27 protein-coding genes and 2 tRNA genes are annotated in these 24,023 nt (G+C 61.4%); 16 read left to right on the top strand and 13 right to left on the bottom strand.

Going from position 1 to position 24,023, the window contains the following annotated elements; all coding sequences use genetic code 11:
- Positions 1-12 precede the first annotated feature (12 nt).
- Positions 13-363: a metallopeptidase family protein gene (locus tag ESZ53_RS04605; protein WP_129071749.1), complete on the bottom strand. Its 351-nt coding sequence runs from the start codon at positions 361-363 to the stop codon at positions 13-15.
- 108 nt (positions 364-471) lie between these two features.
- Here ESZ53_RS04605 and ESZ53_RS04600 point away from each other — a divergent pair, with 108 nt between their 5' ends.
- Positions 472-1,950: a CotH kinase family protein gene (locus tag ESZ53_RS04600; protein ID WP_129071748.1), complete on the top strand. Its 1,479-nt coding sequence runs from the start codon at positions 472-474 to the stop codon at positions 1,948-1,950.
- 116 nt (positions 1,951-2,066) lie between these two features.
- On the opposite strand, the gene ESZ53_RS04595 is transcribed toward ESZ53_RS04600, so the two are convergent.
- Both ESZ53_RS04595 and orn read right to left on the bottom strand, forming a co-directional pair.
- Positions 2,067-2,142 (bottom strand) — tRNA-His (locus tag ESZ53_RS04595).
- Between the two features lie 46 nt (positions 2,143-2,188).
- Complete coding sequence (gene orn, locus ESZ53_RS04590) at positions 2,189-2,809, bottom strand: oligoribonuclease (RefSeq protein WP_129071747.1); 621 nt, start codon at positions 2,807-2,809, stop codon at positions 2,189-2,191.
- A 66-nt stretch (positions 2,810-2,875) separates the two neighbouring features.
- Between orn and ESZ53_RS04585 the strand changes: the two genes are divergently transcribed.
- The 5 genes from ESZ53_RS04585 (at position 2,876) to ESZ53_RS04565 (ending at position 4,452) form a co-directional block, all read left to right on the top strand.
- The gene (locus ESZ53_RS04585; protein ID WP_129071746.1) at positions 2,876-3,154 is read left to right on the top strand and encodes an oligoribonuclease; all 279 of its coding nucleotides are present in this window, start codon (positions 2,876-2,878) and stop codon (positions 3,152-3,154) included.
- Positions 3,132-3,434 carry a co-chaperone YbbN gene (locus ESZ53_RS04580; RefSeq protein WP_210403836.1) on the top strand — a complete coding sequence of 101 codons (303 nt, stop codon included), beginning with the start codon at positions 3,132-3,134 and terminating at the stop codon, positions 3,432-3,434. Before ESZ53_RS04585 ends, ESZ53_RS04580 begins: the two co-directional genes overlap by 23 nt.
- 34 nt (positions 3,435-3,468) lie before the next feature.
- Positions 3,469-3,541 (top strand) — tRNA-Arg (locus ESZ53_RS04575).
- Entirely contained in the window at positions 3,511-4,005 is a 495-nt protein-coding gene (locus tag ESZ53_RS04570; RefSeq protein ID WP_129071744.1) for a DUF1801 domain-containing protein, read from the top strand. The genes ESZ53_RS04575 and ESZ53_RS04570 overlap by 31 nt, the downstream gene beginning before the upstream one ends.
- A gap of 171 nt (positions 4,006-4,176) precedes the next feature.
- On the top strand, positions 4,177-4,452 hold the full coding sequence (locus ESZ53_RS04565) for a hypothetical protein (protein WP_246837382.1): 276 nt from the start codon (positions 4,177-4,179) through the stop codon (positions 4,450-4,452).
- Positions 4,453-4,512: 60 nt separating this feature from the next.
- Here ESZ53_RS04565 and ESZ53_RS04560 read toward each other — a convergent pair whose 3' ends face one another.
- The 3 genes from ESZ53_RS04560 to ESZ53_RS04550 all read right to left on the bottom strand — a co-directional run bounded on the left by ESZ53_RS04560 (position 4,513) and on the right by ESZ53_RS04550 (position 6,650).
- Positions 4,513-5,184 (bottom strand): hypothetical protein, encoded by a 672-nt coding sequence (locus ESZ53_RS04560; protein ID WP_129071742.1) that lies wholly within the window; start codon positions 5,182-5,184, stop codon positions 4,513-4,515.
- Positions 5,185-5,239: 55 nt separating this feature from the next.
- Positions 5,240-5,485 carry a hypothetical protein gene (locus tag ESZ53_RS04555; RefSeq protein ID WP_129071741.1) on the bottom strand — a complete coding sequence of 82 codons (246 nt, stop codon included), beginning with the start codon at positions 5,483-5,485 and terminating at the stop codon, positions 5,240-5,242.
- A gap of 157 nt (positions 5,486-5,642) precedes the next feature.
- A complete protein-coding gene (locus tag ESZ53_RS04550; RefSeq protein WP_129071740.1) occupies positions 5,643-6,650 on the bottom strand; it encodes an aldo/keto reductase in 1,008 nt (335 codons plus the stop codon).
- Positions 6,651-6,740: 90 nt separating this feature from the next.
- On the opposite strand from ESZ53_RS04550, the gene msrA reads away from it, so the two are divergent.
- The 6 genes from msrA to ESZ53_RS04520 all read left to right on the top strand — a co-directional run bounded on the left by msrA (position 6,741) and on the right by ESZ53_RS04520 (position 11,091).
- Complete coding sequence (gene msrA / locus ESZ53_RS04545) at positions 6,741-7,262, top strand: peptide-methionine (S)-S-oxide reductase MsrA (protein ID WP_129071739.1); 522 nt, start codon at positions 6,741-6,743, stop codon at positions 7,260-7,262.
- 123 nt (positions 7,263-7,385) lie between these two features.
- The gene (locus ESZ53_RS04540) at positions 7,386-7,598 is read left to right on the top strand and encodes a methyltransferase (RefSeq protein WP_129071738.1); all 213 of its coding nucleotides are present in this window, start codon (positions 7,386-7,388) and stop codon (positions 7,596-7,598) included.
- Positions 7,599-7,845: 247 nt separating this feature from the next.
- A complete protein-coding gene (locus tag ESZ53_RS04535) occupies positions 7,846-8,334 on the top strand; it encodes a single-stranded DNA-binding protein (protein WP_129071737.1) in 489 nt (162 codons plus the stop codon).
- Positions 8,335-8,404: 70 nt separating this feature from the next.
- Positions 8,405-8,890 (top strand): hypothetical protein, encoded by a 486-nt coding sequence (locus tag ESZ53_RS04530; protein WP_129071736.1) that lies wholly within the window; start codon positions 8,405-8,407, stop codon positions 8,888-8,890.
- 48 nt (positions 8,891-8,938) lie between these two features.
- Positions 8,939-10,621 (top strand): energy-dependent translational throttle protein EttA, encoded by a 1,683-nt coding sequence (gene ettA, locus ESZ53_RS04525; RefSeq protein ID WP_129071735.1) that lies wholly within the window; start codon positions 8,939-8,941, stop codon positions 10,619-10,621.
- Positions 10,622-10,623: 2 nt separating this feature from the next.
- Complete coding sequence (locus ESZ53_RS04520) at positions 10,624-11,091, top strand: thioesterase family protein (protein ID WP_129071734.1); 468 nt, start codon at positions 10,624-10,626, stop codon at positions 11,089-11,091.
- Positions 11,092-11,118: 27 nt separating this feature from the next.
- On the opposite strand, the gene ESZ53_RS04515 is transcribed toward ESZ53_RS04520, so the two are convergent.
- The 5 genes from ESZ53_RS04515 to ESZ53_RS04495 all read right to left on the bottom strand — a co-directional run bounded on the left by ESZ53_RS04515 (position 11,119) and on the right by ESZ53_RS04495 (position 17,025).
- Positions 11,119-12,348 (bottom strand): glycerate kinase, encoded by a 1,230-nt coding sequence (locus ESZ53_RS04515; RefSeq protein ID WP_129071733.1) that lies wholly within the window; start codon positions 12,346-12,348, stop codon positions 11,119-11,121.
- 113 nt (positions 12,349-12,461) lie between these two features.
- A complete protein-coding gene (locus ESZ53_RS04510; RefSeq protein ID WP_129071732.1) occupies positions 12,462-13,355 on the bottom strand; it encodes a glycine betaine ABC transporter substrate-binding protein in 894 nt (297 codons plus the stop codon).
- 103 nt (positions 13,356-13,458) lie between these two features.
- On the bottom strand, positions 13,459-14,418 hold the full coding sequence (locus ESZ53_RS04505) for a proline/glycine betaine ABC transporter permease (protein WP_129071731.1): 960 nt from the start codon (positions 14,416-14,418) through the stop codon (positions 13,459-13,461).
- Positions 14,415-15,746 carry a glycine betaine/L-proline ABC transporter ATP-binding protein gene (locus ESZ53_RS04500; RefSeq protein ID WP_168187186.1) on the bottom strand — a complete coding sequence of 444 codons (1,332 nt, stop codon included), beginning with the start codon at positions 15,744-15,746 and terminating at the stop codon, positions 14,415-14,417. The genes ESZ53_RS04505 and ESZ53_RS04500 overlap by 4 nt, the downstream gene beginning before the upstream one ends.
- 424 nt (positions 15,747-16,170) lie before the next feature.
- Positions 16,171-17,025 (bottom strand): acyl-CoA thioesterase II, encoded by an 855-nt coding sequence (locus tag ESZ53_RS04495; RefSeq protein ID WP_129073494.1) that lies wholly within the window; start codon positions 17,023-17,025, stop codon positions 16,171-16,173.
- A gap of 31 nt (positions 17,026-17,056) precedes the next feature.
- Here ESZ53_RS04495 and ESZ53_RS04490 point away from each other — a divergent pair, with 31 nt between their 5' ends.
- Complete coding sequence (locus tag ESZ53_RS04490; RefSeq protein ID WP_129071729.1) at positions 17,057-17,737, top strand: hypothetical protein; 681 nt, start codon at positions 17,057-17,059, stop codon at positions 17,735-17,737.
- Here the strand turns inward: ESZ53_RS04490 and ESZ53_RS04485 are convergent.
- Positions 17,734-18,498 (bottom strand): DUF2510 domain-containing protein, encoded by a 765-nt coding sequence (locus ESZ53_RS04485; RefSeq protein WP_129071728.1) that lies wholly within the window; start codon positions 18,496-18,498, stop codon positions 17,734-17,736. The two genes, ESZ53_RS04490 and ESZ53_RS04485, sit on opposite strands and share 4 nt — an antisense overlap.
- A gap of 38 nt (positions 18,499-18,536) precedes the next feature.
- Positions 18,537-20,192, bottom strand: a complete 1,656-nt coding sequence (locus ESZ53_RS04480; RefSeq protein ID WP_129071727.1) for an FAD-binding dehydrogenase — start codon at positions 20,190-20,192, stop codon at positions 18,537-18,539.
- 261 nt (positions 20,193-20,453) lie between these two features.
- Between ESZ53_RS04480 and pdhA the strand changes: the two genes are divergently transcribed.
- Genes pdhA through ESZ53_RS04465 form a run of 3 tightly spaced genes read left to right on the top strand, consistent with a single transcriptional unit; the run spans position 20,454 to position 24,015 of the window.
- Positions 20,454-21,572, top strand: a complete 1,119-nt coding sequence (pdhA, locus tag ESZ53_RS04475) for a pyruvate dehydrogenase (acetyl-transferring) E1 component subunit alpha (protein ID WP_129071726.1) — start codon at positions 20,454-20,456, stop codon at positions 21,570-21,572.
- Entirely contained in the window at positions 21,569-22,570 is a 1,002-nt protein-coding gene (locus ESZ53_RS04470) for an alpha-ketoacid dehydrogenase subunit beta (protein ID WP_129071725.1), read from the top strand. The genes pdhA and ESZ53_RS04470 overlap by 4 nt, the downstream gene beginning before the upstream one ends.
- Positions 22,570-24,015, top strand: a complete 1,446-nt coding sequence (locus tag ESZ53_RS04465) for a dihydrolipoamide acetyltransferase family protein (protein WP_129071724.1) — start codon at positions 22,570-22,572, stop codon at positions 24,013-24,015. Before ESZ53_RS04470 ends, ESZ53_RS04465 begins: the two co-directional genes overlap by 1 nt.
- The last annotated feature ends 8 nt before the right edge of the window (positions 24,016-24,023 follow it).

Here is a 24,023-nt window from a genome sequence, read left to right as displayed (position 1 = left end):
GCCCAACGACAGCTACGCCCACCCGAGTTCATGCAATTGCTCATCGTCGATGCCGTAATAGTGCGCGATTTCATGAACGAGAGTGATGTGAATCTGTTCTTTCAGCTCGTCGAGGGACTCGCTGACAGCCAGAAGCGGTTCACGAAAGAGAATGATGCGATCGGGCAGCTCACCAAAGCCGTACTGTCCCCGTTCGGTCAGAGCGACGCCGTCGTAGAGGCCAAGCACTGAGAGCGAGCCGTCTTCAGGCCGATCTTCAGTCACGAAGACAACATTGTCGAGGCCATCGACGATGTCGTCGGACAGCGCGTCGAGCCCCTCAACCACGAGCGCTTCGAACTGTTGCTCGTCGAGATTCTCCATGAGTCCATCCTGTCAGGCGGCACGCATCCTCGTGCTCCCACACTTCTCCGATCAAACTCCCGCTTGCGTCTTAGCAAACCAATAGAAAGTGCCTTTAGCGTCGCCGTCATGCAAAGAAAAAAGTTCTGGGGCGCAGTCAGCGCTACCGTCGTCCTCACCCTGACACTCGCGAGCTGCTCCGTGGGCGCCAGCGAGGCCGTCAGCGGCGGCACTGGCACCACCGATTTTGTGAACGTGAGTCTCACGAGCGATTCGGGCTCATTCTTCGACGCCGCGGTTGTGCACTCCATCGAAATTGATGTGGATAGCGCCGCGGTCGACGCAATGCTGCAGACCTACCTTGATTCTGGCGACAAAGAGTGGGTGGAAGCCACGGTGGTCATCGACGGCACGACATACGAGCAGGTCGGCATCAAGCTCAAGGGAAACTCGAGCCTGAGTGGTGTCACGGCGGACACTCCCATTGAAGAACTGCCCTGGAGAATCCGTCTCGATAAGTACGTCGAGACGCAAAGCATCGACGGGGTTACTGATCTTGTGGTGCGGACTAACAACACCGAAACTTCGCTCAATGAGGCTGTGGCGCTCGAGTTGCTGAGCGCGGCAGGGATAGCGACCGAAGAGTCAGTTGAATCCGCGTTCTCGGTGAACGGCAGTGAAGACGCTCTGCGTCTGATCGTCGCGGTTCCCAACGAATCGTGGCTCGAGCGAAACTACGACGCCGGTTTGCTGCCCTCGGATGACGGCATCCTCTGGAAGGCCGAGAGCGAGGGTGACTATTCCTGGCTGGGCGACGACCCTGACCTCTACACCGAGGTGTTTGATCGCGAAGTCGGCGAAGACAACTACGAGCCGCTGGTCGACTTTCTTGATGTCGTGAACAACACCACTGACGAAGAATTCGTTAGCCAGCTTCCCGCTGTGCTCGACGTGGAAGCCTTCGCGCGGTATCTCGCGATCGAAGATCTCATCAACAACTTTGACGACATCGATGGGCCAGGCAACAACTCCTACCTGTACTACGACCCCAATTCCGGGCTGATGACTGTCGTCGCGTGGGACCACAATCTCGCGTTCGGTGTGGTGAACGAAGCCGGCGGAGGGGCCCCCGGTGGCGAGGCCGCTCGCGGCCAAGCACCGGGTGGTGCAGCACCGGGCGGCGACGCTGGTGAAGGTGCGCTACCCGAGGGCGCGCTTCCGGAAGGAGAGCTACCCGAGGGTGAGCTGCCCGGCGGTCCTCCGGCTGGTGGCCTTCCTGCTGACGGCAATGATGGCGCGCAAGCGGGTGGAAACGCTCAGCAGGGCAATAACATCCTCACCACGCGCTTCTTAGAGTCCTCAGAGTTTGCCGCACTGTACGAGAACGCCCTAAGTGAGCTGCAAGAGGAACTCTTCGGGAGCGGGCAGTTCGAGAGCATTGTCGAATCGCTTTCCGACACCCTCGCGGATGACGCGGCAGATCTTGTCGATAGCGCGGTCATTGAGTCTGAGAGTGCGGCCCTTCTCGAGTACGCCTCCGGAGAAGTGAAAGCGAGCACAACAGACGGGCGCGGCGCTCAAGGCGGCACACGGCCGGGCGGGCGCTGATCAGGTCCCGGCAGACGACGCCTCTGTTTTCAGCAAGGGATTAGCGGGAAACAAGAATGAGGCCCAAACCCTCGCGAGACGTAATGCTCGTTTCGAGGGTTTGGGCCTCATTATCTTGGGGTGAACGACGGGGCTCGAACCCGCGACATCCGGCTCCACAAGCCAGCGCTCTACCAACTGAGCTACGCCCACCAAGGTTGTTTTTCGCCCTGCGGCGACAAGCAACTCTATAAGTGTATTACAGCCGCGAGGCGAATCCGTTCACTACGTCAGCAGAAATTGCCTGAACCTGCTCTGTCGTGGGTCCTGGCTCGCCTACGAACACGGCTTTTCGGTAGTAATCGAGCTCGCGGATCGATTCCAGAATGTCGGCCAACGCGCGGTGCCCACCGTTCTTGTCGGGGGCGTTGAAGTACACGCGAGGAAACCAGCGCTTCGACAGTTCTTTGATCGACGACACATCGACGCTGCGGTAATGCAGGTGAGTATCAACGCTCGGCATGTATTTAGCCAGGAACGTGCGGTCGGTGCCGATAGTGTTGCCAGCCATCGGAGCGGTGCGCGGGTTCGGCACGTACTGCTGAATGTAGTCGCGTACCGCGGCCTCGGCTTCGGCAAGAGAAACGCCGAGCGGCATTTCGTCGATGAGGCCGCTTGACGTGTGCATGGCGGTCACAAACTCACCCATATTGGCGAGTGCAGCCTCGCTGGGCTTGATGACAATGGTCATGCCGTCGTCAACGGGAACGAGGTCGTAGTCGGTGATCACCACCGCAACTTCGACGAGTTCGTCGATATCGACATCCAACCCCGTCATCTCGCAGTCGATCCAAACCAGATAATCAGCGTGTGATGCCATGAATTGATTCTACCGCCGCTGAAAAGTCACCAGCGTTCGCCCACTCTGATCTGCTAAACCTGAGGTATGAGCGAAACAACCCCCACACTCGCGCACGGCGACGAGTACATCGTGTTTTTTGTCGGCGGCCCGTACAACGGCCAGAACGACACGCGCATTGCCACCGAAGCAGGATGGGATGATTATGTGACCCTGATCGCTGCAGACGCTGTCGGTTCGGAGACGCAATTGCGTTACGAATCCCCAGTAGCGAAGCAGGTCGGCGACAAAGTTCATGTGACCTACACGTGGGATCAGGCCGATAGCGACCCTCTGGAAGACCTTGACGAACGAAACGACCTCTAACAGCACACCTTCTGAACAGCCGACAGTGCTGTTCTTTTCGTCTGCTTTTTGTGACCCGTGTGCCGCGGCGCGCCGCACTCTCGATGAGGTGGCGCGCCTCGTGCCCGCGGTTACCTATGCCGAACTGGATGTCGCCCGCGAGGCTGATCGCGCCGAGCAGGCCGGAATAACATCCACGCCCACGATCGTGATCGTGTCGCCGGCGGGAGAAGAAGTTTTTCGTGCGCAAGGCGCCCCGACGCTCAATCAGATGCTCGTGGCACTTGCGAAAGCCGTTTAGCTGCTGACACGCTATCGTTTAACGTGTATACCCCGCCCTCGTAGCTCAGGGGATAGAGCAGGAGCCTTCTAATCTCTTGGCCGCAGGTTCGAATCCTGCCGAGGGCACCCGCAACGAAGAGGTCGGTCACGTGACACCCACGCCGAAGACGACTGCTGATTCATCAGTGAGCGTCGAGCAGTTCATCGCTGATGTGCCGACTGAACGTCGCCGCACCGAGGCCCAGACCCTGGTAGAAGTATTTTCCCGGGCATCGGGCCAGTCCGCTGTCATGTGGGGGCCGTCGATCATCGGGTTCGGCTCCAGCCACTATCGCTACGCAAGCGGACGCGAGGGCGACACCGCGACGATCGGGTTCTCTCCCCGCAAAGCGAAGATTTCGTTCTACACGGCTGGCAATTTTCGGGAGTTTCCCAAGCTCTTAGAAGACCTGGGTGCACATGAACTCGCCGTGGGCTGTCTCTATATCAAGAAACTGGCGGATGTCGATCTGGCGGTCCTCGAAGAGTTGCTGACGCGCAGCTATGAGGTAGCCCGCATCGATTACGACGCTCAAGCCGAGAGCAGCTGAGCCGTGGTTTTTCGCGCGGCAGAGACGTCTGCACAAGCGCCTGCTCGGCGAGGAACGCGGCTGGCCGTGGGCGGTGCAGTCGTGGCGCTGACGCTGAGTCTCACAGGCTGTATGTTCTGGCCGAAACCGACGGTCGCCATTTTCGAGGTCGGCGGGGTCCAACGATTCACCGTGGAACTAGCAACTCCAGAGCTCGTGGCTCACGCGCAAGGGTTACTGGCCGGCGACAACCTCGAAGCCGTGCCGAGCGGCGACATCGTTCCGGGCGACGCACGCGTGAACGCTCCGTGGTCGTGGCATATCGACCCGTCCACGCTCGAATTCTCCAACGTCTCCACTGCGGAGTGTGACGGTACGCCGCAGGATGTTGAAGACGGGCGGATCACCACTGAACGCTTTTGTCCGTGGTCGGCGCGCATAGTGGCTATCGAAGGCCCCGACGCCTGAACTCTGACGCTCGAATCGTGCAGCTCCGCGAGTGAGTGCTGTCGCTGCTCGCTGCGGTTGCTAGTTGCGGTCCGGAGAAATGACCACCGTTGGAGTGGCTTCGGAGGTAGCGCTCGTCGTGCCAGAACCGGCTGTTCCTGAAGTCGAGGCCGCTGGTGCGGTTGTACTTTCTGCTGCCTGGCGAGAAGCCCACTCTTGTTGCTTGACGACGAGTTCGTCTTCCGCTTCGCTCGTCTCGTACTTCCAGCTGGCGAGGTCTTGAGCGAACAGTTTCTTCGCGCGGCCCGGGCGTGACTGCCACTCGATGAGCCCGTCTTGCAGCTCGGCTAGGTCTTGTTCGGCTTGGAAGCTGTAGTTGACCGAGTTCTTTTTCATCGCGGCCAGCTTGTGCGCAGCCCAATCGGCGGCAATATCGGCGCCTTTGAGGGGGAGAAGGCGCACGCGCACTTCTGCTTCGCTCGACTGGTGGTCGACGTGTTCCTTTTCACCGGCAGAGAGGGTGCTCCATGCTGCGGCGCGACGCCCGGATGCTATGAGCGCGGCTACAGCAGCAACTTTAGCTTGACGGTCCTGCTGGCCGATCAAGCGGCGCAACGACGATCGCGCGATCATGCCCACGATGATTCCCCCGACGACGATCGCGAGGAAGGGCACGAGGGCGCTTGTGATGAAGGTCCACCCCTGATCGGAGCTGAACCAGTCGACGAGATCGTTCCACCACTCAAGAATCATGTTGGAACTGTAACCCCGCTAAGGGCCGCCGGAGCAGAGCGACAGGCGCGACACATCAAAACCGGAAGATATCCAAAGCATCGTCGATGGTCCAGAAATCTCCGAGAGGCAAAAAACGGCGTTGCCGCTGAAGCATGCGCTTGGCTTGATAGCGAGCGCCAGCAGCGGAAACCCAGCGGTGTACGTAGCCCAACACTTCTCCATCGGGCCGCGTAATGCGCCACAAATCGTCATTCAACTGCACCGTCACGATTCCTGAGCGAATCGATTGTGCAGTGCCGGCAAAGTCGAGGGTGGTCATGGCAAGCTCCTTCAGCTGGTGAGCACGAATTTCTAATGATTCGAATATATGTTCGAACACTGACATTCTGATGCGCGCGCTAGGAGACTGCTGCAACGACAAAGGCCGGCCCCCGCGCTACTGCGCGAAATCCGGCCCCGTCGAGGTGCTCGTGTGGCTAGCGAAGAGCCGTACCGTCGACCGCAAGCGGGTCGATCGCGGCGAGTTCGTCATCCGTCAGCGCCGGCCCTTCGAGAGCGGCGAAGTTGTTCTCGAGTTGGGCGACACTGCTCGCGCCTACCAAAGCAGAGGTCACCTGTGGATGCCGCAGCACCCACGTGAGCGCGAGCTGCGCAAGGCTTTGACCGCGGCTCTGCGCGATCTCGTTGAGGGCGCGCACGCGCTGCAGATACGTGTCGCTGAGCGGACCGGGCTGAAGCCAGCGGCCCTCAGAGGCACGCGAGCCATCGGGGATGGTGCCATCCATATAGCGATCAGTCAGCAGTCCCTGCGCGAGCGGCGAAAACACAATGCTGCCCGCGCCGATCTGGTCGAGTACCGGGAAGAGCCCGTCTTCGATGTGGCGATCGAACATGTTGTAGCGCGGCTGGTGAATCGTGAGCGGGATGCCGTACTCGGCGAGAGCGTCGTGAGCAGCAAGGGTCTGCTCGGGGTTGTAGCTAGAGACGCCGACGTAGAGCGCTTTGCCCGAGTTCACGGCAGTCGCGAGGGCGCCCATGGTTTCTTCGATGGGGGTCTCGGGGTCGGGGCGGTGGTGGTAGTAAATGTCGACGTAGTCGAGACCCATGCGGTCGAGGCTGGCGTCGAGCGAGGAGATCAAGTACTTGCGCGAACCGAAGTCTTGGTACGGGCCCGGGCCCATGTCGAAGCCGGCCTTCGTCGAGACGATCATTTCGTCGCGGTAGGGGACGAAATCGTCGGCGAAAATCTCGCCAAAGTTGCGCTCGGCGGCGCCGATTTCGGGGCCGTAGTTATTGGCCAGATCGAAGTGAGTGATGCCGAGATCGAAAGCGCGGCGAAGAATGGCGCGCTGTGTTGCGCGAGGGCGGTCATCACCGAAGTTATTCCACAGTCCCAATGAAATTGCAGGGAGCTTGAGGCCACTGCGGCCTACGCGGTGATATTCGGTGGAGTCGTAACGGATGTCAGAAGCGTCATAAGGCATTCGTTCAGCATATGCCCAGTGATTGAGGGAACACAGTACGTGCAGTGTGCGTTGTATGAGACATCCAGCCCAAGAAAGTAGGCTCAACTTATGCACACATTTCATCTCGCAGGCGGCTGTTTCTGGTGCCTCGATGCGGTCTACCGCACCCTTAATGGCGTTACTGACGTCGTTTCTGGCTACACCGGCGGAACGGTGCCCAACCCCAGCTACGAGCTGGTCTGCACCGAGACGACGGGCCACGCTGAAGCGGTCGCGGTCACCTTTGACCCCGAGGTCATTCCCGACGAGGTCATCCTCGACGTGTACTTCACTCTCCACGACCCGCGCCAGTTGAACCGCCAGGGCAACGACGTCGGTTCGTCATACCGCTCGGCTATGTTCTACGACGGTGACGAGCAGAAGGCTCTCTTCGAAGCAGCTCGTGATCGCGCATCCGAATATTGGGATGGCGGCGTCGTGACGGCCATCGAGCCGCTCGACACGTACTACAACGCTGAGGACTACCACCAGGACTTCTTCGCAAAGAACCCCGGTCAGGGCTACTGCATGGCAGTTGCGTTGCCAAAGGTCAACAAAATCCGCTCGTCGTTCTCGAGCTACATCAAGTAATTCCCGGTAACGACGCTCACTGTGCGCCGTCTGGCACGAAGGTCTTTATCTTCGTCGCGAGGCGGCGTACGGTCGTTAACGAACGACATTGGCGTCGTTCACTAATTCGAAGGAGGTTCGGAAATGACAAACCACACTCTGACCGGACAAACCTGGGTGGCATTCACCCAGGCGGGAGCAGTTGGCTCGGTGCACCGGGTAACAGACGGGTTCACCTTCAAATTATTGAAAGACGAAGACTATCGAGGGGTCTATCCGACTCTGGATGCCGCGAAGTCTGCCCTGCACGCAAACCTGTTGCCCGGCACGGCGTGGCCTGAGTTCCGCGAGCACTAGGTCGCAGGCGGGTGTCTCGCCCGTAATTGATATTTCGGCGTTGCTGCGCGAGAACTAACTAGTCCTACTCTGCGCGCAGATAGTCGAGGTCGTCCACAGAAGGCGGCATCGGCTCCTCTGCGCTGCTCGCCCGGCGAACACTGGTGTCAGACGGATGCCGGGTCGGCTTCCCGGCACGAGTGTCGGCCCGCATCTGTCTGCCATTCGGTCCCGCTCTCCTTTGCGCGACCCAAAACTAGGAGTAGTTATGTCAGACACCATCACCGTTTCCGGGCTCGTTGCGACTGTACCGCGGCACATCGTCACCGGGGAGGGATTGCCCATCACGTCGTTCCGTCTTGCCTCAACGCAGCGACGCTTCGATCGCAGTAACCAGCGCTGGATCGACGGCGAGACCAACTGGTACACGATCACCTCGTTCCGCCAGCTCGCAATCAACAGCGCCACTTCAATCGGCAAAGGCGACCGTGTTGTGCTGACGGGCCGACTAAAGATTCGCGAATGGGAGAACGCCGACCGCAGCGGAACGAACATCGAGATCGAAGCCGATGCTCTCGGTCACGACCTCATGTGGGGAACGGCGCAGTTCTCGCGCACGATCTCCAGCGTGAACCACACGACCAGCGACAGCGCTGACGATGATGAGTTCCCCGCGTCAGACAACGCCGATAGCGATGACTCTTCCGAGGAGGGCGAGCTCGTCGCTGCCTCAAGCGGAGCTGAGAAGCCCTTCTGAGTGGATCGTGCGCGCAAGCAATCTAGACTTGAGCCGGCCCGGAAGAATCGTGGCCGACGAAGGGAATGCAATGCGCGTACGACCTACCGGCCGACTCGGTGCTGCTCTCGCACTTACCATCGCGGCTGTAGTTGCCCTCAGCGGTTGTGTTGCGCAAGAGCCCGAACCGACCGCAACGCCGACCGCGACGGTAAGCAACACTTCCGAACCCGGGGCCACGTCTGAAGGGCCCGTGCTTCGTCCCGGCGAAGCTGCAGCGGGCAACCGCCAGTTCTTCGACATGCTCAACGAGGAGTCTTTTGACGCCAACGGGCGGGGCGACGGCCGCAGCATTGTCGACAAGCTAGTCGAAAACGGCTTCACCCAGTCCGACATGGAAGTGACCCCCGACGCAACCGCCATCGGCCTTGCCGCTGATTCGATTGTGGTCTCGGTACGGATCAAAGGGGAATGCCTGATTGGGCAGTTCACCGAAGACGATTACGTGTCATCGATCGAGCCCCTGCTCGGCACCGGTGGTTGTCTTGTGGGCAAGACCCGACCGATCGACTGGTAACTACCCAAACGGGTTCGACTGAGCCCGAACGCTCCGTAGAATGGTCGCATGGCCGAATTCATTTATTCCATGGTGCGCGCGCGAAAAGCGGTCGGCGACAAACTCATTCTTGACGACGTCACAATGTCGTTCTACCCCGGCGCAAAGATCGGTGTGGTTGGCCCCAACGGTGCCGGTAAGTCCACCATCCTCAAAATCATGGCTGGGCTCGACACCCCCAGCAACGGTGAAGCTCGACTGAGCCCCGGTTACAGCGTCGGCATCCTCATGCAGGAGCCCGAGCTCGATGAGAGCAAAACCGTTCTCGAGAACGTGCAAGAAGGCGTTGGACCGATCAAGGCCAAAGTCGACCGCCACGCGGCCATCGGCCTCGAAATGGCAGAACCTGACGCAGACTTTGACGCCCTTCTGGCCGAAATGGGCACGCTACAAGAGGAGATCGACGCCGCCGACGCGTGGGACCTCGACTCCCAGCTCGAACAGGCAATGGATGCTCTTCGCACTCCTCCCGGAGACTGGCCCGTCAACAAACTTTCCGGTGGAGAAAAGCGCCGCGTTGCGCTCACCAAGCTGCTCCTTCAGAAGCCCGACCTGCTGCTTCTCGATGAGCCCACTAACCACCTCGACGCCGAGAGCGTTCTCTGGCTCGAGCAGCACCTCTCCAAATACCCGGGGGCCGTACTGGCCGTAACCCACGATAGGTACTTCCTCGACCACGTCGCCGAATGGATCGCCGAAGTCGACCGCGGTCACCTCTACCCCTACGAGGGCAACTACTCGACCTACCTCGAGAAGAAGCAAGAGCGTCTTCAGGTGCAGGGCAAGAAAGACGCCAAGCTCGCTAAGCGTCTCTCGAGCGAACTCGAATGGGTGCGCTCAAACTCCAAGGGCCGCCAGACCAAGTCGAAGGCCCGCCTCGCACGTTACGAAGAAATGGCGAACGAGGCGGAGAAGACCAGAAAGTTGGACTTCGAAGAGATTGTCATCCCTATGGGACCGCGTCTCGGCTCGCAGGTTATCGATGCCAAGAACCTCAAGAAGGGCTTCGACGAGCGCATTCTCATCGACGGACTGAGCTTCACTCTTCCGCGAAACGGAATCGTCGGCGTCATCGGCCCCAACGGTGTCGGAAAGACCACTCTCTTCAAGACCATCGTTGGTCTTGAGCCCCTCGACTCAGGAGATCTCAAGGTCGGCGAAACCGTCGACATCTCCTACGTCGACCAGAGCCGCGGCGGAATCGACCCCAACAAAACGCTGTGGGAAGTTGTCTCCGACGGTCAGGACTACATCCAGGTCGGTAAGACTGAGATCCCCTCGCGCGGCTACGTTTCGCAGTTCGGCTTCAAGGGACCAGACCAGCAGAAGAAGGCTGGCGTGCTCTCCGGTGGTGAGCGCAACCGTTTGAACCTCGCGCTCACGCTCAAGCAGGGCGGAAACCTCTTGCTGCTTGACGAACCGACTAACGACCTTGACGTTGAAACTCTCGGAAGCCTCGAGAACGCATTGCTCGAATTCCCCGGTTGTGCTGTGGTGATCACTCACGATAGGTGGTTCCTCGACCGCATCGCGACGCACATCCTGGCGTACGAAGGCAGCGAAGCGACGCCCGGTTACTGGCACTGGTTCGAGGGAAACTTCGACGCTTACGAAGAGAACAAGATCGAGCGTCTTGGCCCCGACGCGGCCAAGCCCCACCGCAGCGCGTACCGCAAGCTCACGCGCGACTAGTCATGCGATTGCACATCCCGCTCCCGCTGCGCTGGTCAGACGTTGACGCGTACCAACACGTCAACAATGCCGAAGTGTTTCGCCTCCTCGAAGAGGCGCGAATCCATGCATTCTGGCCCGCAGCGGGGGAGGATGCGCCCCTCACTGCAGTTCTCGATGGTCGCCCCGGCGGCCCGACGATGACGCTCATCGCGCGTCAAGAAATCGAGTACCTGCTGCCGATCCCGTACCTGCGCGAACCCATCGACATTGAGATGTGGATCGGTCGCGTTGGGGGCGCAAGCCTTGAGGTTTGCTACGAGATCTACACCCCGGTGAACGTATCGCCGCGCCAGTTATACGTGCGGGCATCCACGACACTCGTGCTCGTCGATGCTGCTCATTCGCGGCCGCAGCGGATCAGCGCAGCACAACGCGAAGTCTTTGCGCAGTACGCCGAAGAACCTCTGCAGTTCGCCAAACGACGCTAGGCGACGCCGAAAAGACGCTAGAAGACGTTAGGCGAAGTCGCTCGACGGTTCGTCGTCATCGTCGCGGAACTCTTCGTCGAGATCCGTCGGGTCAAGCCACTCGGCAATCGCGTGGGCTCCGCGCGCTTCGAGTAGCGGCGCGGCGAACTGGAACAGTTCCTTGCGGTTCTCGACTCCGGAACCCAACGGCAAAGCGGCATCTATACCGGCCGCTGACCACTGATCGATGGTGAGATCGACAATGGCGGCGACGACGACCAGGAACCCGGTCGACGATTTCGAACCGCGCAGGTAGTCGACGACTTTGCCGTCGAGCGACTGCGCATCCAGCCGTCCTTCGCCGCTGATGATCACATCGGCGGTGCCTATGACGTCACTGAGGCCGATGGTATCGGCGACGAGCTGAGCACCACGTTCGAGCTCCGCCCCGAAGAGTGCGACGAGTGGTGCGGCTGTACCGCCGGCGGCACCGATTCCCGGGAGTGCTGCAATCCCGGCCGCGGAGAAACCGCGCTCGGCAGCGAGCGGTGTCGAAGCCAGCACCTCTGTCAAGCGCGTGAGTCCGGCATCCAACACCGCAACATCAGATGCCGTTGCCCCTTTCTGAGGCCCGAAGACCTGAGCTGCGCCCCGACTCCCGGTCAGTGGGTTGGTCACGTCGACGGCGATGCGCCATGTCGTCTCCAGCACGCCGGGCAAGAGCCCGCTGAGGTCGATCGTTGTGAGGGAGGTGAGCGCGCCACCGCCGGGTGCCAACTCTGTGCCGGTGTCGTCGAGGAATCGCGCACCGAGGGCGCGCAGCAGCCCTGAGCCGCCGTCGGTGCTAGCAGAGCCGCCGAGAAACAGGGTTATGTCGCGCGCGCCGCGTTCAATGACGTGGGCGGCGATGAGACCAACACCGTAGCTGTCGGCACGCAGCGGTTGAGGTTCCACGTCGAGCACGTGGGGGAGCCCGCTGGCCTGAGCGGCCTCAATGACGGCGCGTTTGCCGTCGAGGTCGAGCCCGTAGCTGGCTTCGCGCTCGCGACCGATGGCGTCGACGGTCATCATGGTCAGCGGCGGCTGAAGCCAGGCGGCGAGAACGGCGTCGAGAGAGCCTTCTCCGCCGTCGGCCATGGGAAACGTCAGCACGGTGGCGGTGTCGGGGAGCATCTCGCGGGCGCCACGCTCAAGAGCGGCGGCGGCATCCGCAGCGCTCAGGCTGCCTTTGAACGAGTCGGGAGCGATGATGACGACGGGGTTCTCGGTAGCTGACACCCTTCGACCCTAGCGCGAGATGGAGGGGTGCCGTGCGCACGCAAAAAGGGGCCGCCCGAAGGCGACCCCTTTTCGTGAGTTACAGCACCGAGGCGCTGAGAGCTACACCAGTATTAGCTGGTGAGGCCGTCTACGTAGTCCTGGTTCGCTGCGATCCAGTCTGCAACGATGGGCTCGAAGTCGGTTCCCTCGTACTCGTTGTACATGACGTTCTCGAGCGAGTAAAGCAGCTCGGAGTCCATCTTGAAGCTCGAGATCCACTGGGTAACCTCAGGCATGTCGTCGCTCAAGGTGTCGCGAGCGAAGGAGTGGATTTCTTCAACGTCGCCGAGCGTTCCCTCGGGGTCAGCAAGGTCCTTGATGTCGAATGCATCGTAGGCCCAGTGCGGACGCCAGAGAGTCACGGCAATGTTCTCGCCGTTGTCGAGTGCAGCCTGCAGTTCAGCGAGCATGGCGGGAGTCGACGAGGTCAACAGTTCCATGTCGTCAAGGCCGTAGGTCGGCATGGTGTTGTTCATGACGGCTTCGGTGAGGCCTGCACCAGGCTCGATGCCGACGATACGGTCGCCGAACTTGTCAGCGTTAGCTGCAAGCTCTTCGAGCGAGTCGATCGGTGCATCTGCGTTTACAGCAACGGTCAGTCCCGCTTCGCTGTTCCATGCGCCGAGGTCCTCGATCGAGTCGCCGTATTCTTCCATCAGGCTGGCGTGAGTGATGGGGAGCCATCCGTCAAGCGCGATGTCGTAGTCACCGGTGCTGAGACCCGAGAAGATCGGGGTTACGTCAGCGTATTCGAGCTCTACGTTGTAGCCCTTTTCTTCAAGGATTGCCTTCCAGAGGTACGAAACTGCTTCGCCCTCAGGCCATCCGTTGAATACGGCAATGCTGAGATCCTTGCTCTCAGCAGCGTCTCCGCTAGCCATGTCGTCTCCGCCTGCAGCGCAAGCTGAGAGACCGAGGAGCGCAGCGGCTCCGATTGCAATTGCAGCGCGTGTCTGCTTCTTCATGGTGTCGTCCTTTTCTGTCAACGCTAAAGCGCGACGATGTTGACGTCGATGCACACAGGGTTCTCTGCATGCGGGGAAACGAGCGCGGGTGGGCGCCCGAAAATTAGCGAACGGGAGGAGTGAGTTCCGCAGGTTCGGTTGTTGCGGCGTCGCTGTTTGCGGCAGCATCCACTGCTGCAGATTCTGCGCGACGACCACGAACATTGAATGATTCGATGATGAATCGGAAGTAACCCTTGCCCGAACCGAAGGATGCGGTGAGACGGTCAAGGAAGATGGCCAAGATCACTACCGAAAGTCCAGCTTCGAAGCCGAGTGCGACATCCGCACGGCTCAGGCTCTGGATAACGGGCTGACCGAGGCCGCCAGCACCAACCATGGACGCGATAACGACCATGGAGAGTGACAGCATGATCACCTGGTTGATACCGGCCATGATGGACGGCAGTGCCAGGGGAAGCTGAATTTGACGCAGGATGCGGCCCGGCGATGAGCCGAAGGCCTGACCGGCTTCAACAACTTCGCTGTCAACACCGCGGATGCCGAGTTCGGTGAGTCGAACACCGGGAGCAAGCGCAAAGAGCACGGTTGCAACGATTCCAGGAACGTCACCGATGCGGAACAGGATGAGGGCCGGGATCAAGTAGACGAAGGCTGGCATTGTCTGCAAGAAGTCGAGAATGGGCTTCACGATTGTGGAAACCGTGCGGTACTTCGCGGCGAGGATTCCGAGCGGAACGCTGATAAACACGGCGATAGCCGCGGCAACCAGAACGAGCGCCATGGTGTCCATCGCGTTTTCCCACTGATCCAAGCTAAGGATCAAGAGAAAGCCGAGTGTGGTTCCCAGTGAGAACAGCCATCCACGAGCCACGAAGGCAAGTACGGCGAAGATGATGAGCATGACCCAGAACGGCGGCGACGTGAACACGAAGTTCATGCCGTCGGCGACCGAGGAAATGATCAGCTTGATGAAGTCAAAGACGAAACCGAAGGTGTCGGTGATGAAATCAATGCCGTTTTCGACCCACTGGCCGAGGGGAATTCTGAGGAAGTCGTTCATCGTGCGTCCTCCTTCGCGTCGGAGCTTGTATCGCCGGTAGCAATGGCTGCAGCGCTGGCGTCAGCGCTGGCATCGAGGGCGTCGGTGATGACGGCGGTCGATACGGTCAGCGGGGGTTCAATAACTTGGAGTTCGCCCGTGTCCGTTGACACGTTGCCGAGAGCAGCAAGCAGAGTGACGCGGGGAACGACGCCCATGAGGCGACCGTTGGCATCCACAACAGCGAGCGGCAGCGGGCTCTCGACGGAGGGCACGAACAGCTCGGAAAGATACGTGTCTTCTTGAACGGCGTTGTACTCGTCGCTCAGGATCGATGACAGGTCGCTGACGCCCTTGCGAACGAGTTTCATGGCATCGGCGTCACGCACGATTCCCTGCAGCTTGCGGTCTCGGCCGAGCACGAACGCGGTCGACGTTTGAAGGTCGCGCATGGTCTTGAGTGCGGCACGGGGGCCGGCGGTCGCAAGAACGGTGGAACGCGCGGGTTCCATCACGCTGGCTGCCGTAAGCACACGAGCGCGGTCAACGTCTTGAACAAACTGCTCAACGTAGTCGTTGGCAGGGTCGGTCAGGATGTCTTCGGGCGTACCGATCTGAACGATGCGGCCGTCTCGCATAACCGCAATGCGGTCACCCAAGAACATGGCTTCGTTGAGGTCGTGAGTGATGAAGATGATGGTCTTGCCGAGCTCGTGCTGCAGTTCGAGCAGCTGCTCTTGCATTTCGCGGCGGATCAGTGGGTCGAGCGCGCTGAAGGCCTCGTCCATAAGGAGAACGTCGGTGTCGGCGGCAAGGGCGCGGGCGAGGCCGACGCGTTGCTGCATTCCACCGGAAAGCTCGGAGGGCATCTTGTGGCCCCAGCCCTTGAGGCCGACGAGGTCAATGGTCTTCTGGGCGCGAGCGAGACGCTCTTCGCGGGGGATGCCCTGAACTTCAAGCGCGTAGGCGGCGTTTTCGAGAACGCTGCGGTGCGGGAAGAGGGCGAAGTGCTGGAACACCATGGAGATGCGGCGACGGCGTACGTCGCGCAGCTTGGCGGCTGAGATTCCGGTGATGAGGTCGTCACCGACGGTGACGGTTCCGGATGTCGTGTCCCAGAGTCCGTTAAGCATGCGGATGAGGGTCGACTTTCCTGAACCGGAAAGACCCATGACGACGAAGATTTCGCCGGGCAAAACGTCGAAGCTCGCGTCGATAACGGCTGCGGTTCCCAGGTCGGTGATCTCATCACGGGAGGCGCCGTGCTGGAGCCTCTCTACTGCTTCATTGGGACGACGTCCAAAAACCTTGTAGATATTTTTGGCGCTGACAGCAAATTTCTCGGTCACGTTCTCCTGATTACTCGGCACCTTGAGGGCTTCGCTTCTCTCGATTACGGTCCGGGTTGATCGCAGGGCTCTGTCGAATCCCTAGGTGGTTCTTATGGGAAACGATAGGGGAGCGCTTTCGGAGCAACTCCACTGCGAAACAACCGTACGAACGTCATCCCACTACTGGGGTGGCGCGCGCGGCCTGATTCGTAGCACCTTGCCGACAGGACCCAGAAACGGGCACACCGGGGGCAAGGCCGATATCAACGGTAACGTTTTTTGAGGGTTTTTGCAGGCTGGAGTCCGCCAAAGCGGGGACATCTCAGTACGGGTTCGGCGACACATCCGCGGCACAGTAGGGATCGAACGGGGTCGCGTTCGTTATTCTTTTGTTACCCAACGGTCTCGAATTGACCGTCCAATTTGACGAAATGAGCGTCGGCTAGCGCGGAGGGCGAACCATTCCTTCTTGCGCCACACTGGCGATCAAGCGCCCCGCGCGGTCGTAGATGCGCCCTTGCGAGAGGCCGCGGCCACCAATCGCGTTTGGTGACTCCTGTACATAGAGAAGCCACTCATCCACTCGGGCGTCGCGGTGCCACCACATGGCGTGATCGAGGCTGGCAACCTTGATGCCGGGCGTGACCCACGCCAAGCCGTGGCGACGCATGATCGATTCCAAGATGGAGTAGTCGCTGGCATAAGCCAGGGCGGCGCGGTGAAGGTTCATGTCGTCAGGCATGGGGCCCACCGACTTGAGCCAGACAGCCTGATGTCCGACCGTGCCCCCATCAACGCCGAGAAAGATCGGCGACGTCACGTAGCGCATGTCGAAGGGACGCTCTGAGGCCCAATAACGGGCGACCGGATGATCGAACTCCGCTAACACTTCTGCGGTGGTCGGCAAGGACTCGGGATCGGGCAGCCCAGCAGGCATATCGATCTGGTGATCGAGACCCTCGTCGTCATCTTGGAATGAGGCGATGGCCGACAGAATCGGCACGCCGTCTTGATACGCCTGCGTGCGACGAGTGGAGAACGAGCGGCCGTCGTGAATGCGGTCGACGGAGAAGGTGATGGGGAGATTGATATCGCCCGGGCGGAGGAAGTAGCCGTGCATCGAGTGCACCGAGCGGTCATCGGCAATGGTGCGCTGCGCGGCGACGAGAGCCTGAGCTAACACCTGACCTCCGAAGACCCGGCCCTGGGGCATCCACTGGCTGGGACCAGTGAAAATGTCTTCGCTCGTTCGTGCGCCGGTGTCGGTCAGATCGAGGGCAGTCAGAAGCCCAGACATAGGGTCGCTCATGCCTGTAGTTTAGAGGCCTATGACTGCAACGTTTACTGTGATCGATTCCCTCGCGCTGGGCGATCTGCAAGTTTTCTTGAGCCGAGCGGCTCGGGTCGACGAAGGCTCAGTGCGATTGATTGGCGGAGGCGGCGTTCTTGCCGTCTACGTCTCCGTGCTGCACCCCGCTGGACTGCTCGATCAGAGCCCCACAGTGCTGGGGCTGCGCACCTTTGCGCTGGCGTCACAAGAAGACTTTGATGCGGTCGTTCCCGTGCGTTCGCTGCTGGCACGAATCGAAAGTGCGGTCGAATCTTCTGCCGACACTCTCGGTGAACCCGTCGCCGTCAGCCTGCCCATGAGCGTCAACACCGTCACGTGGGCGGCGATCACCCCACCGCGGGGTGGCTGGGTTGCTCTGAATGCCGTGCCGAGTGCTGTGCTTGAAGAGGCCGCACGGGCGGGAATCGCCGAAGTTGCTGAAGCGATTCCGACCGGCACCGGGGAAGCACTCGTGCACAAAGTGCGCACTGAAGTGTGGGGCCGTCCGCTCGACGACCCCGACTACGTGCCCGCTGGGGCAGGCTTTGCCGCCGTCAGCTTGGGCTTTCTCGGGGACGACGAGGCGGCATCCGTCTTTGAATCAGGAGCGTGGACCCGCCTGTCGACCAGGCGTGGTCACGTGCTCGTGAAACGTCGTGGGTGGTCGGTCGCCCGTTAGAAAGTCGTCATGACAGAAGTCACGACGTTAGCCAAGAACACGAACGCTGCTACCAAGCCGAACACCTGAACGGCGAGCGATACCCACAGTGGCGCGAGGCCCTGACCTGTTCGGCTGCGCACGATCACCGAGCGACCGATCGTGTAAATGAAGCCACCGAGGAAAATGAATGCCCAGTGAAACGGGCGGTCGACACCGCGGTTCATGAGGGCGCGACGGTCGTAAATGCCGAGGAAGATATTGGCGATGAACGTCACCCAACCCCAGACCATTGTGAACAAATAGCCCGGGTCGGAATAGAGCCGAAGCTGAGACGACAGCGCGTCGTCTCCGGGCTGAGGCAGAAAAGCTGCCGAATCGATCATGAAGAGAGCCGGGATGGCCAGCAGCGGCATCAGAACGATCACCCAAATTTGCCACGTGTTTGTTCCGGTGTTTGTTCCGGTGCCCGACGCAGCGGTCGGCGCCGCGGCAGCGTAGCTCGGGGTGGGAGGGACTGCCGCGTAGGTCCCGGGTGTGGTCGCAGGAGCAGCCGGTGCGGCAGGAGCCGCTGGTGCGGCAGGAGTTACCGGTGGTACGGAGCCAGCTGTCGCGGCCGGCGCAGGTGTAGCAGCCGCCGCCGGGGTCGGGAGCGGTGTCGCGTCAGCGGGCACCGTGTTCGCGGCGGCCCACGCGGTTCCGTTCCACCAGCGGGGAGCAGCGCCTCCCGCGGGGTCGCGGTACCAGCCAGCAGGGGGGAGGGGAGTCGAGGAGTCAGTCACGCATCGATCCTAACCGGCATCGCGAGCGCAACTGAAAGTTACTCGGAGTTGTGATGTGCTGCTGCCACACTTCGGCCGGCGGCTCGTGCGCTGAACAAGCATCCGCCTAAAAAGGTGCCTTCGAGGGCGCGGTAGCCGTGCATGCCGCCGCCGCCGAACCCGCTCGCCTCGCCGGCAGCCCAGAGCCCGGGTACGACAGCGCCATTCGAGCCGAGCGCGCGCCCCTCGAGATCCGTCTGGATGCCGCCCAAGCTCTTGCGCGTCAGGATGTTCAGTTTGACCGCAATCAGCGGTCCCTCCTTCGGGTCAAGGATGCGGTGGGGCTTGGCCACTCGAATCAACTTGTCTCCGAGGTAGTTGCGCGCCTGGCGCAGCGCCGTGATTTGGGAATCCTTGGTGAATTTATTGGTGAGTTCGCGATCCCGAGCTTCGATCTCGCGGCGAACGTGGGCGGCGTCGATCGCAACGTCGGGCGTGAGGTTTTGCATGCCCGCGAGCAGATCGTCGAAAGTGTCGGCCACTACAAAGTCGGCACCGTGTTTCTTGAAGGCTTCGACGGGATCAGTCGCGCCCTTGCTGAGCCGTTGCTTGAGCAGTTCGCGCACGCTTTTACCCGTGAGGTCGGGGTTCTGCTCGCTACCCGAGAGAGCAAACTCTTTTTCGATGATCGACTGTGTGAGCACAAACCAGGAGTGGTCATAGCCGGTGGAGACGATGTGCTCGAGTGTTCCGAGAGTGTCGAAGCCGTGGAATAAGGGAGTGGGCAGGCGGTGACCGGTGGCATCGAGCCACACACTTGAGGGGCCAGGCAAGATGCGGATGCCGTGCTGCGGCCACACCGGATCCCAATTCTGAATTCCTTCGACGTAGTGCCACATGCGATCGCCATTGATGAGGTGAGCCCCGGCGCTTTCGGCTATGCCGAGCATCCGGCCGTCAACGTGAGCGGGAACCCCGCTGAGCAGGTTCTGGGGCGCCGTGCCCATTCTGGCCGGCCACTGGGCGCGCACGAGATCGTGATTGCCCCCGATTCCACCTGAGGTCACGATGGTGGCAGGGGCGCGGAGTTCAAACTCGCCCACGACGGTACGGTTGCTGGCCGTACCGCGTGCTGCGGCATCCGGGGCTAGCGTTACCCCGCGCACGCCGACAACCGTGCCGTTCTCCGTGATCAACTCATCGACGCGGTGGCGCACGTGCAACGTCGCGAGCCCCTGATCGATGCCGCGGCGGAGGGCCGCGACGAAAGGTTCAATCACCGCGGGGCCGGTGCCCCACGTGATGTGGAAGCGCGGTACCGAATTGCCGGGGCCCAGAGCGGTATAGCCGCCACGCTCTGCCCACCCGACGACCGGGAAAAACTTCACTCCGCGCTCGCGGAGCCACTCGCGTTTCTCGCCCGCCGCGAACTGCAGGTAAGCCTCTGCCCAGCGGCGAGGCCATTCGTCTTCATCGCGGTCAAAACCTGCTGTACCGAACCAGTCTTGGGTGGCGAGTTCGAGCGAGTCCGTGATGCCGAGCCGGCGCTGTTCAGGCGAATCGATGAGGAACATGCCGCCGAACGACCACCACGCTTGCCCGCCCAGGCTCGCTTCGGGCTCTTGTTCGACGAGCGCAATGCGTTTGCCAGCGGCGAGCAATTCGGCGGCCGCGACGAGCCCGGCGAGGCCCCCGCCGACGACGATGGCATCCAGCGAGGGGGGACTGCGGCATTCGTGACTCCTTCGACACTGAGTGCGCCGACGCTGGCGGACTCCTGCGCTGACAGTATGCCGTGTCTGCCGACCAATCTGCAGCGACTTTCGTGCGGCGTCTTGTGAACGGCTCGGTGTGTAGGTACCGTCAGATTAACTCCGAGCGACGAGGCTCGGGTCAACCTGCGGTTTACCCATCGCGGTTGTGAGGATCGCTGGAGCGCGGCTTACCTGCCGGTGCGAGAGCGGATCGGAGAAACGATGAGTACCACCGTGCCCGTAACAGCCCAGATTCCGGGGGCAAAGAAGCAAACTCCTGAGTTTGTGCAACTTCTTGATCCCGACGGAAAACGGTTGAGTGACGAACTCTACGACCCCTGGGTCTCCGACGTCACTGGTGATCAGCTCGCGAGTCTCTATGAAGACCTCATCATCGTGCGTCGTATCGATACGGAAGCAACAGCTCTGCAACGCCAGGGCGAACTCGGCCTCTGGCCACCACTCTTGGGGCAAGAAGCGGCGCAGGTCGGCTCAGCTCGCACGCTACGCCCCGACGACTTTGTGTTCTCCAGCTACCGCGAGAACGCTGTGGCCTATTGCCGAGGTGTGAAGCTGCCTGACCTCGTGCGGGTCTGGCGCGGAACGGCAGCCTCGGGCTGGGATCCCTTCGAGGTCGGTATGGCAACGCCTGCGGTGATCATCGGTGCTCAAACCTTGCACGCCACCGGCTATGCCGTCGGTTGCAAGTTCGACGGCGTCGACAGCGTCTCGGTGGCCTACTTCGGTGACGGTGCCACGAGCGAGGGGGATGTCAACGAAGCGATGGTATTCGCGGCTTCCTTCAACGCTCCCGTAATTTTCTTCTGCCAAAACAATCAGTGGGCGATCTCTGAGCCCGTGGGGCTGCAGGCTCAGCGGCCGATTGCCGATCGCGCTCCGGGGTTCGGAATTCCGAGCATCCGAGTTGATGGCAACGACGTGCTGGCCGTCATGGCGGCAACGCGCAGCGCCCTCGACCGCGCGCGCAACGGCGGCGGCCCGACCTTCATCGAGGCCGTGACGTACCGTCGCGGGCCCCACACCACCTCTGATGACCCGAGCCGCTATGTCGACCCGGTGGTCGCGAAAGAGTGGGAAGCCAAAGACCCCATCGCGCGCGTGGAAGCGTTTCTGCGCAGCGAAGGGGTGTTGACCGACGAACTGGCGGCATCCATTCAGGCCCGAGCAGACGAAGTGGCGGCAGAGTTCCGCGCCGGATGTTTGGCGCTCAAGAACCCCGAACCGCTCAGCGTGTTCGACAACGTCTATGCGACCGAGCACTCGGGGCTCGCGCGTCAAAAGAGCCAGTACAAGGCCTACCTCGAGGGATTCGAAAAATGACAGAACTCACTCTGGCGAAAGCTCTCGGCTCTGGCCTGCGGCGCGCGCTCAGCGATGACGACAAAGTCGTCTTGCTCGGTGAAGACATTGGAACTCTCGGCGGCGTATTCCGCGTCACCGACGGGCTGCAGCGCGACTTCGGCAAGGACCGCGTGATCGACACCCCACTCGCCGAGGCCGGAATCATCGGCATGGCCGTGGGACTCGCGTTTCGTGGCTATCGCCCCGTCTGCGAAATTCAGTTCGACGGCTTCATCTACCCGGGCTTCGACCAGATTGTCGCTCAGGTCGCCAAGCTGCACTATCGCACCGGCGGAAACGTGCGGATGCCGCTGACGATTCGGGTTCCCTACGGTGGAGGTATCGGCGCGGTGGAGCACCACTCGGAGTCGCCCGAGGCGTACTTCGCCCACACTGCGGGACTGCGTGTTGTCACCTGCTCGACGCCGCAGGATGCCCACAGCATGCTGCGCGAGGCGATCGCGAGCGATGACCCGGTGCTGTTCTTCGAGCCCAAGCGTCGCTACTGGACCAAGGGCGAGGTCGACGAAGATGCCACCGGTCTGCCCATGGGCAAAGCGCGGGTCGTCACCGAGGGAACCGACGTCACGCTCGTGACCTACGGCCCCCTCGTCGCGACGGCTCTGGATGCCGCAGTCGCCGCCGCCGATGACGGCATTTCTATCGAGGTGGTCGATCTTCGCTCGCTCTCTCCGGTCGACTTCGACACTGTTGAGGCGAGTGTGCGCAAGACCGGGCGGCTCGTGATTACCCACGAGGCGTCGGAATCTGGCGGTCTCGGTGCCGAGATCGCCGCGACGCTCGCCGATCGCTGCTTCTACTACTTAGAGGCAGCTCCCGTTCGCATCACGGGCTTCGATGTGCCGTACCCGGCTGCGAAGTTGGAGGACCACTTCTTGCCCGACCTTGATCGCATCTTGGACGGCGTTGACCGTGCGCTGGGTCGCGTGAATTCACTTACCGGTTGGAGCGCGTAATGGCCGTCAAAGAGTTTGCTCTGCCCGATTTGGGCGAGGGCTTGACCGAGTCTGAGATTGTCGAATGGCATGTTGCTGTCGGCGATCTCGTGACGCTCAACCAACCTATTGCCGAGGTCGAGACGGCGAAGGCGATCGTCTCGTTGCCGTCTCCGGTGGCCGGCACGATCTTCGCCCTGCATGCCGAGCCCGGGTCAACCGTGCAGGTAGGCACGCGCATCGTGACCTTTGAGCTTGAGGGAGATGCGCCCGCGGGCGGCAGCGACTCGAACGGTGCCGCCAGTGTCGGCGATGTGAGCGGCGCTGCGGATGACGCGGCGAAGGGTGCGGGATCCGAGGCGGCACCGGCCGCTGAAGCAGCCCCCGAACGAAACGCTGTGCTCGTGGGTTACGGTCCTGCGGTGGAGAGTGGCAAGCGCCCAACGCGTAAGCCTCGCAAGGGCAGCGGTGCGCCAGCGGAGACGGAGCTCGCGGCGGCAGAGCCGGCGGCAGAGACGGCGACGGAGCCAGTGGCAGTCTCGCAGGCCGATGCCCGCACCAAGACAACGCCGCCGGTGCGCAAGCTCGCCGCCGACCGTGGTGTCGACCTCACGCAGGTAACCGGCACGGGGCCCGAAGGCGTCATCACTCGGGATGACGTGCTGAGCGCGGCCGAGACCTCAGCGGCGGGAACGCAGGCTGACGATGAGACCGCGGCGGGAGCATCTGCCCCCGCTGGTTCGGGAACGCGAACGGGAGTGCTCGCGAGCTCGCGACCGCGCGAAACGCGCACGCCCATCAAATCGGTGCGCAAGGCAACCGCGGCCGCCATGGTCGCGAGTGCGTTCACGGCACCGCACGTCACCGAGTTCTTGACGATTGATGTCACGCGCACGGTAGAACTGGTTGCGAAGCTCAAGGCCAAGGGAACCGCAGCCTCGGTGCTCGCCGTTGTCGCCAAAGCGCTGTGCATCGGTGTGGCTCGTAATCCATCGCTCAACTCGCGGTGGGATGCCAACGCGAACGAAATCGTGGAGTTCGGGTACATCAACCTTGGTATTGCGGTCGCGACTCCGCGGGGACTCATGGTGCCGAACCTCAAGGATGCCGACGCCATGACTATGGCCGAACTCACCGAGGCAATTGGTGACCTGGCCCACAATGCGCGAGCGAGCAAGGCAACGCCGGCGTCGCTGAACGGCGGAACGATCTCGATCACCAACGTCGGTGTCTTCGGTATCGACGCGGGTACGCCCATCCTGAACCCGGGTGAAGCCGCCATTCTGGCGATGGGTGCCGTGCGCAAGATGCCGTGGGAACACCACGGAGAAGTCGCCCTGCGCGACGTCATGACGCTGAGTCTCTCGTTCGATCACCGTCTTGTTGATGGCGAACAGGGGGCCCGCTTCTTGACCGATGTTGGCTCGATTCTGAACGATCCCGGCACCGTCTTGACGATGGTGTGACAGCGGGG

Origin of the sequence: Salinibacterium sp. UTAS2018, from assembly GCF_004118935.1 — a bacterium.
In the GTDB taxonomy this organism is placed as follows: Bacteria; Actinomycetota; Actinomycetes; order Actinomycetales; family Microbacteriaceae; genus Rhodoglobus.
This window is presented reverse-complemented; position numbering and strand designations above follow the sequence as displayed.

What these genes read in the sequence shown, in the direction of transcription:
- ettA (WP_129071735.1), top strand. Translation starts at nt 8,939, where the DNA reads ATGGCCGAATTCATTTATTCCATGGTGCGCGCGCGAAAAGCGGTCGGC.
- ESZ53_RS04510 (WP_129071732.1), bottom strand. Translation starts at nt 13,355, where the DNA reads ATGAAGAAGCAGACACGCGCTGCAATTGCAATCGGAGCCGCTGCGCTC.
- ESZ53_RS04540 (WP_129071738.1), top strand. Translation starts at nt 7,386, where the DNA reads ATGACAAACCACACTCTGACCGGACAAACCTGGGTGGCATTCACCCAG.
- ESZ53_RS04470 (WP_129071725.1), top strand. Translation starts at nt 21,569, where the DNA reads ATGACAGAACTCACTCTGGCGAAAGCTCTCGGCTCTGGCCTGCGGCGC.
- ESZ53_RS04505 (WP_129071731.1), bottom strand. Translation starts at nt 14,418, where the DNA reads ATGAACGACTTCCTCAGAATTCCCCTCGGCCAGTGGGTCGAAAACGGC.
- ESZ53_RS04535 (WP_129071737.1), top strand. Translation starts at nt 7,846, where the DNA reads ATGTCAGACACCATCACCGTTTCCGGGCTCGTTGCGACTGTACCGCGG.
- ESZ53_RS04605 (WP_129071749.1), bottom strand. Translation starts at nt 363, where the DNA reads ATGGAGAATCTCGACGAGCAACAGTTCGAAGCGCTCGTGGTTGAGGGG.
- pdhA (WP_129071726.1), top strand. Translation starts at nt 20,454, where the DNA reads ATGAGTACCACCGTGCCCGTAACAGCCCAGATTCCGGGGGCAAAGAAG.
- orn (WP_129071747.1), bottom strand. Translation starts at nt 2,809, where the DNA reads ATGGCATCACACGCTGATTATCTGGTTTGGATCGACTGCGAGATGACG.
- msrA (WP_129071739.1), top strand. Translation starts at nt 6,741, where the DNA reads ATGCACACATTTCATCTCGCAGGCGGCTGTTTCTGGTGCCTCGATGCG.
- ESZ53_RS04585 (WP_129071746.1), top strand. Translation starts at nt 2,876, where the DNA reads ATGAGCGAAACAACCCCCACACTCGCGCACGGCGACGAGTACATCGTG.
- ESZ53_RS04600 (WP_129071748.1), top strand. Translation starts at nt 472, where the DNA reads ATGCAAAGAAAAAAGTTCTGGGGCGCAGTCAGCGCTACCGTCGTCCTC.
- ESZ53_RS04530 (WP_129071736.1), top strand. Translation starts at nt 8,405, where the DNA reads ATGCGCGTACGACCTACCGGCCGACTCGGTGCTGCTCTCGCACTTACC.
- ESZ53_RS04495 (WP_129073494.1), bottom strand. Translation starts at nt 17,025, where the DNA reads ATGTCTGGGCTTCTGACTGCCCTCGATCTGACCGACACCGGCGCACGA.
- ESZ53_RS04560 (WP_129071742.1), bottom strand. Translation starts at nt 5,184, where the DNA reads ATGATTCTTGAGTGGTGGAACGATCTCGTCGACTGGTTCAGCTCCGAT.
- ESZ53_RS04550 (WP_129071740.1), bottom strand. Translation starts at nt 6,650, where the DNA reads ATGCCTTATGACGCTTCTGACATCCGTTACGACTCCACCGAATATCAC.
- ESZ53_RS04520 (WP_129071734.1), top strand. Translation starts at nt 10,624, where the DNA reads ATGCGATTGCACATCCCGCTCCCGCTGCGCTGGTCAGACGTTGACGCG.
- ESZ53_RS04465 (WP_129071724.1), top strand. Translation starts at nt 22,570, where the DNA reads ATGGCCGTCAAAGAGTTTGCTCTGCCCGATTTGGGCGAGGGCTTGACC.
- ESZ53_RS04555 (WP_129071741.1), bottom strand. Translation starts at nt 5,485, where the DNA reads ATGACCACCCTCGACTTTGCCGGCACTGCACAATCGATTCGCTCAGGA.
- ESZ53_RS04490 (WP_129071729.1), top strand. Translation starts at nt 17,057, where the DNA reads ATGACTGCAACGTTTACTGTGATCGATTCCCTCGCGCTGGGCGATCTG.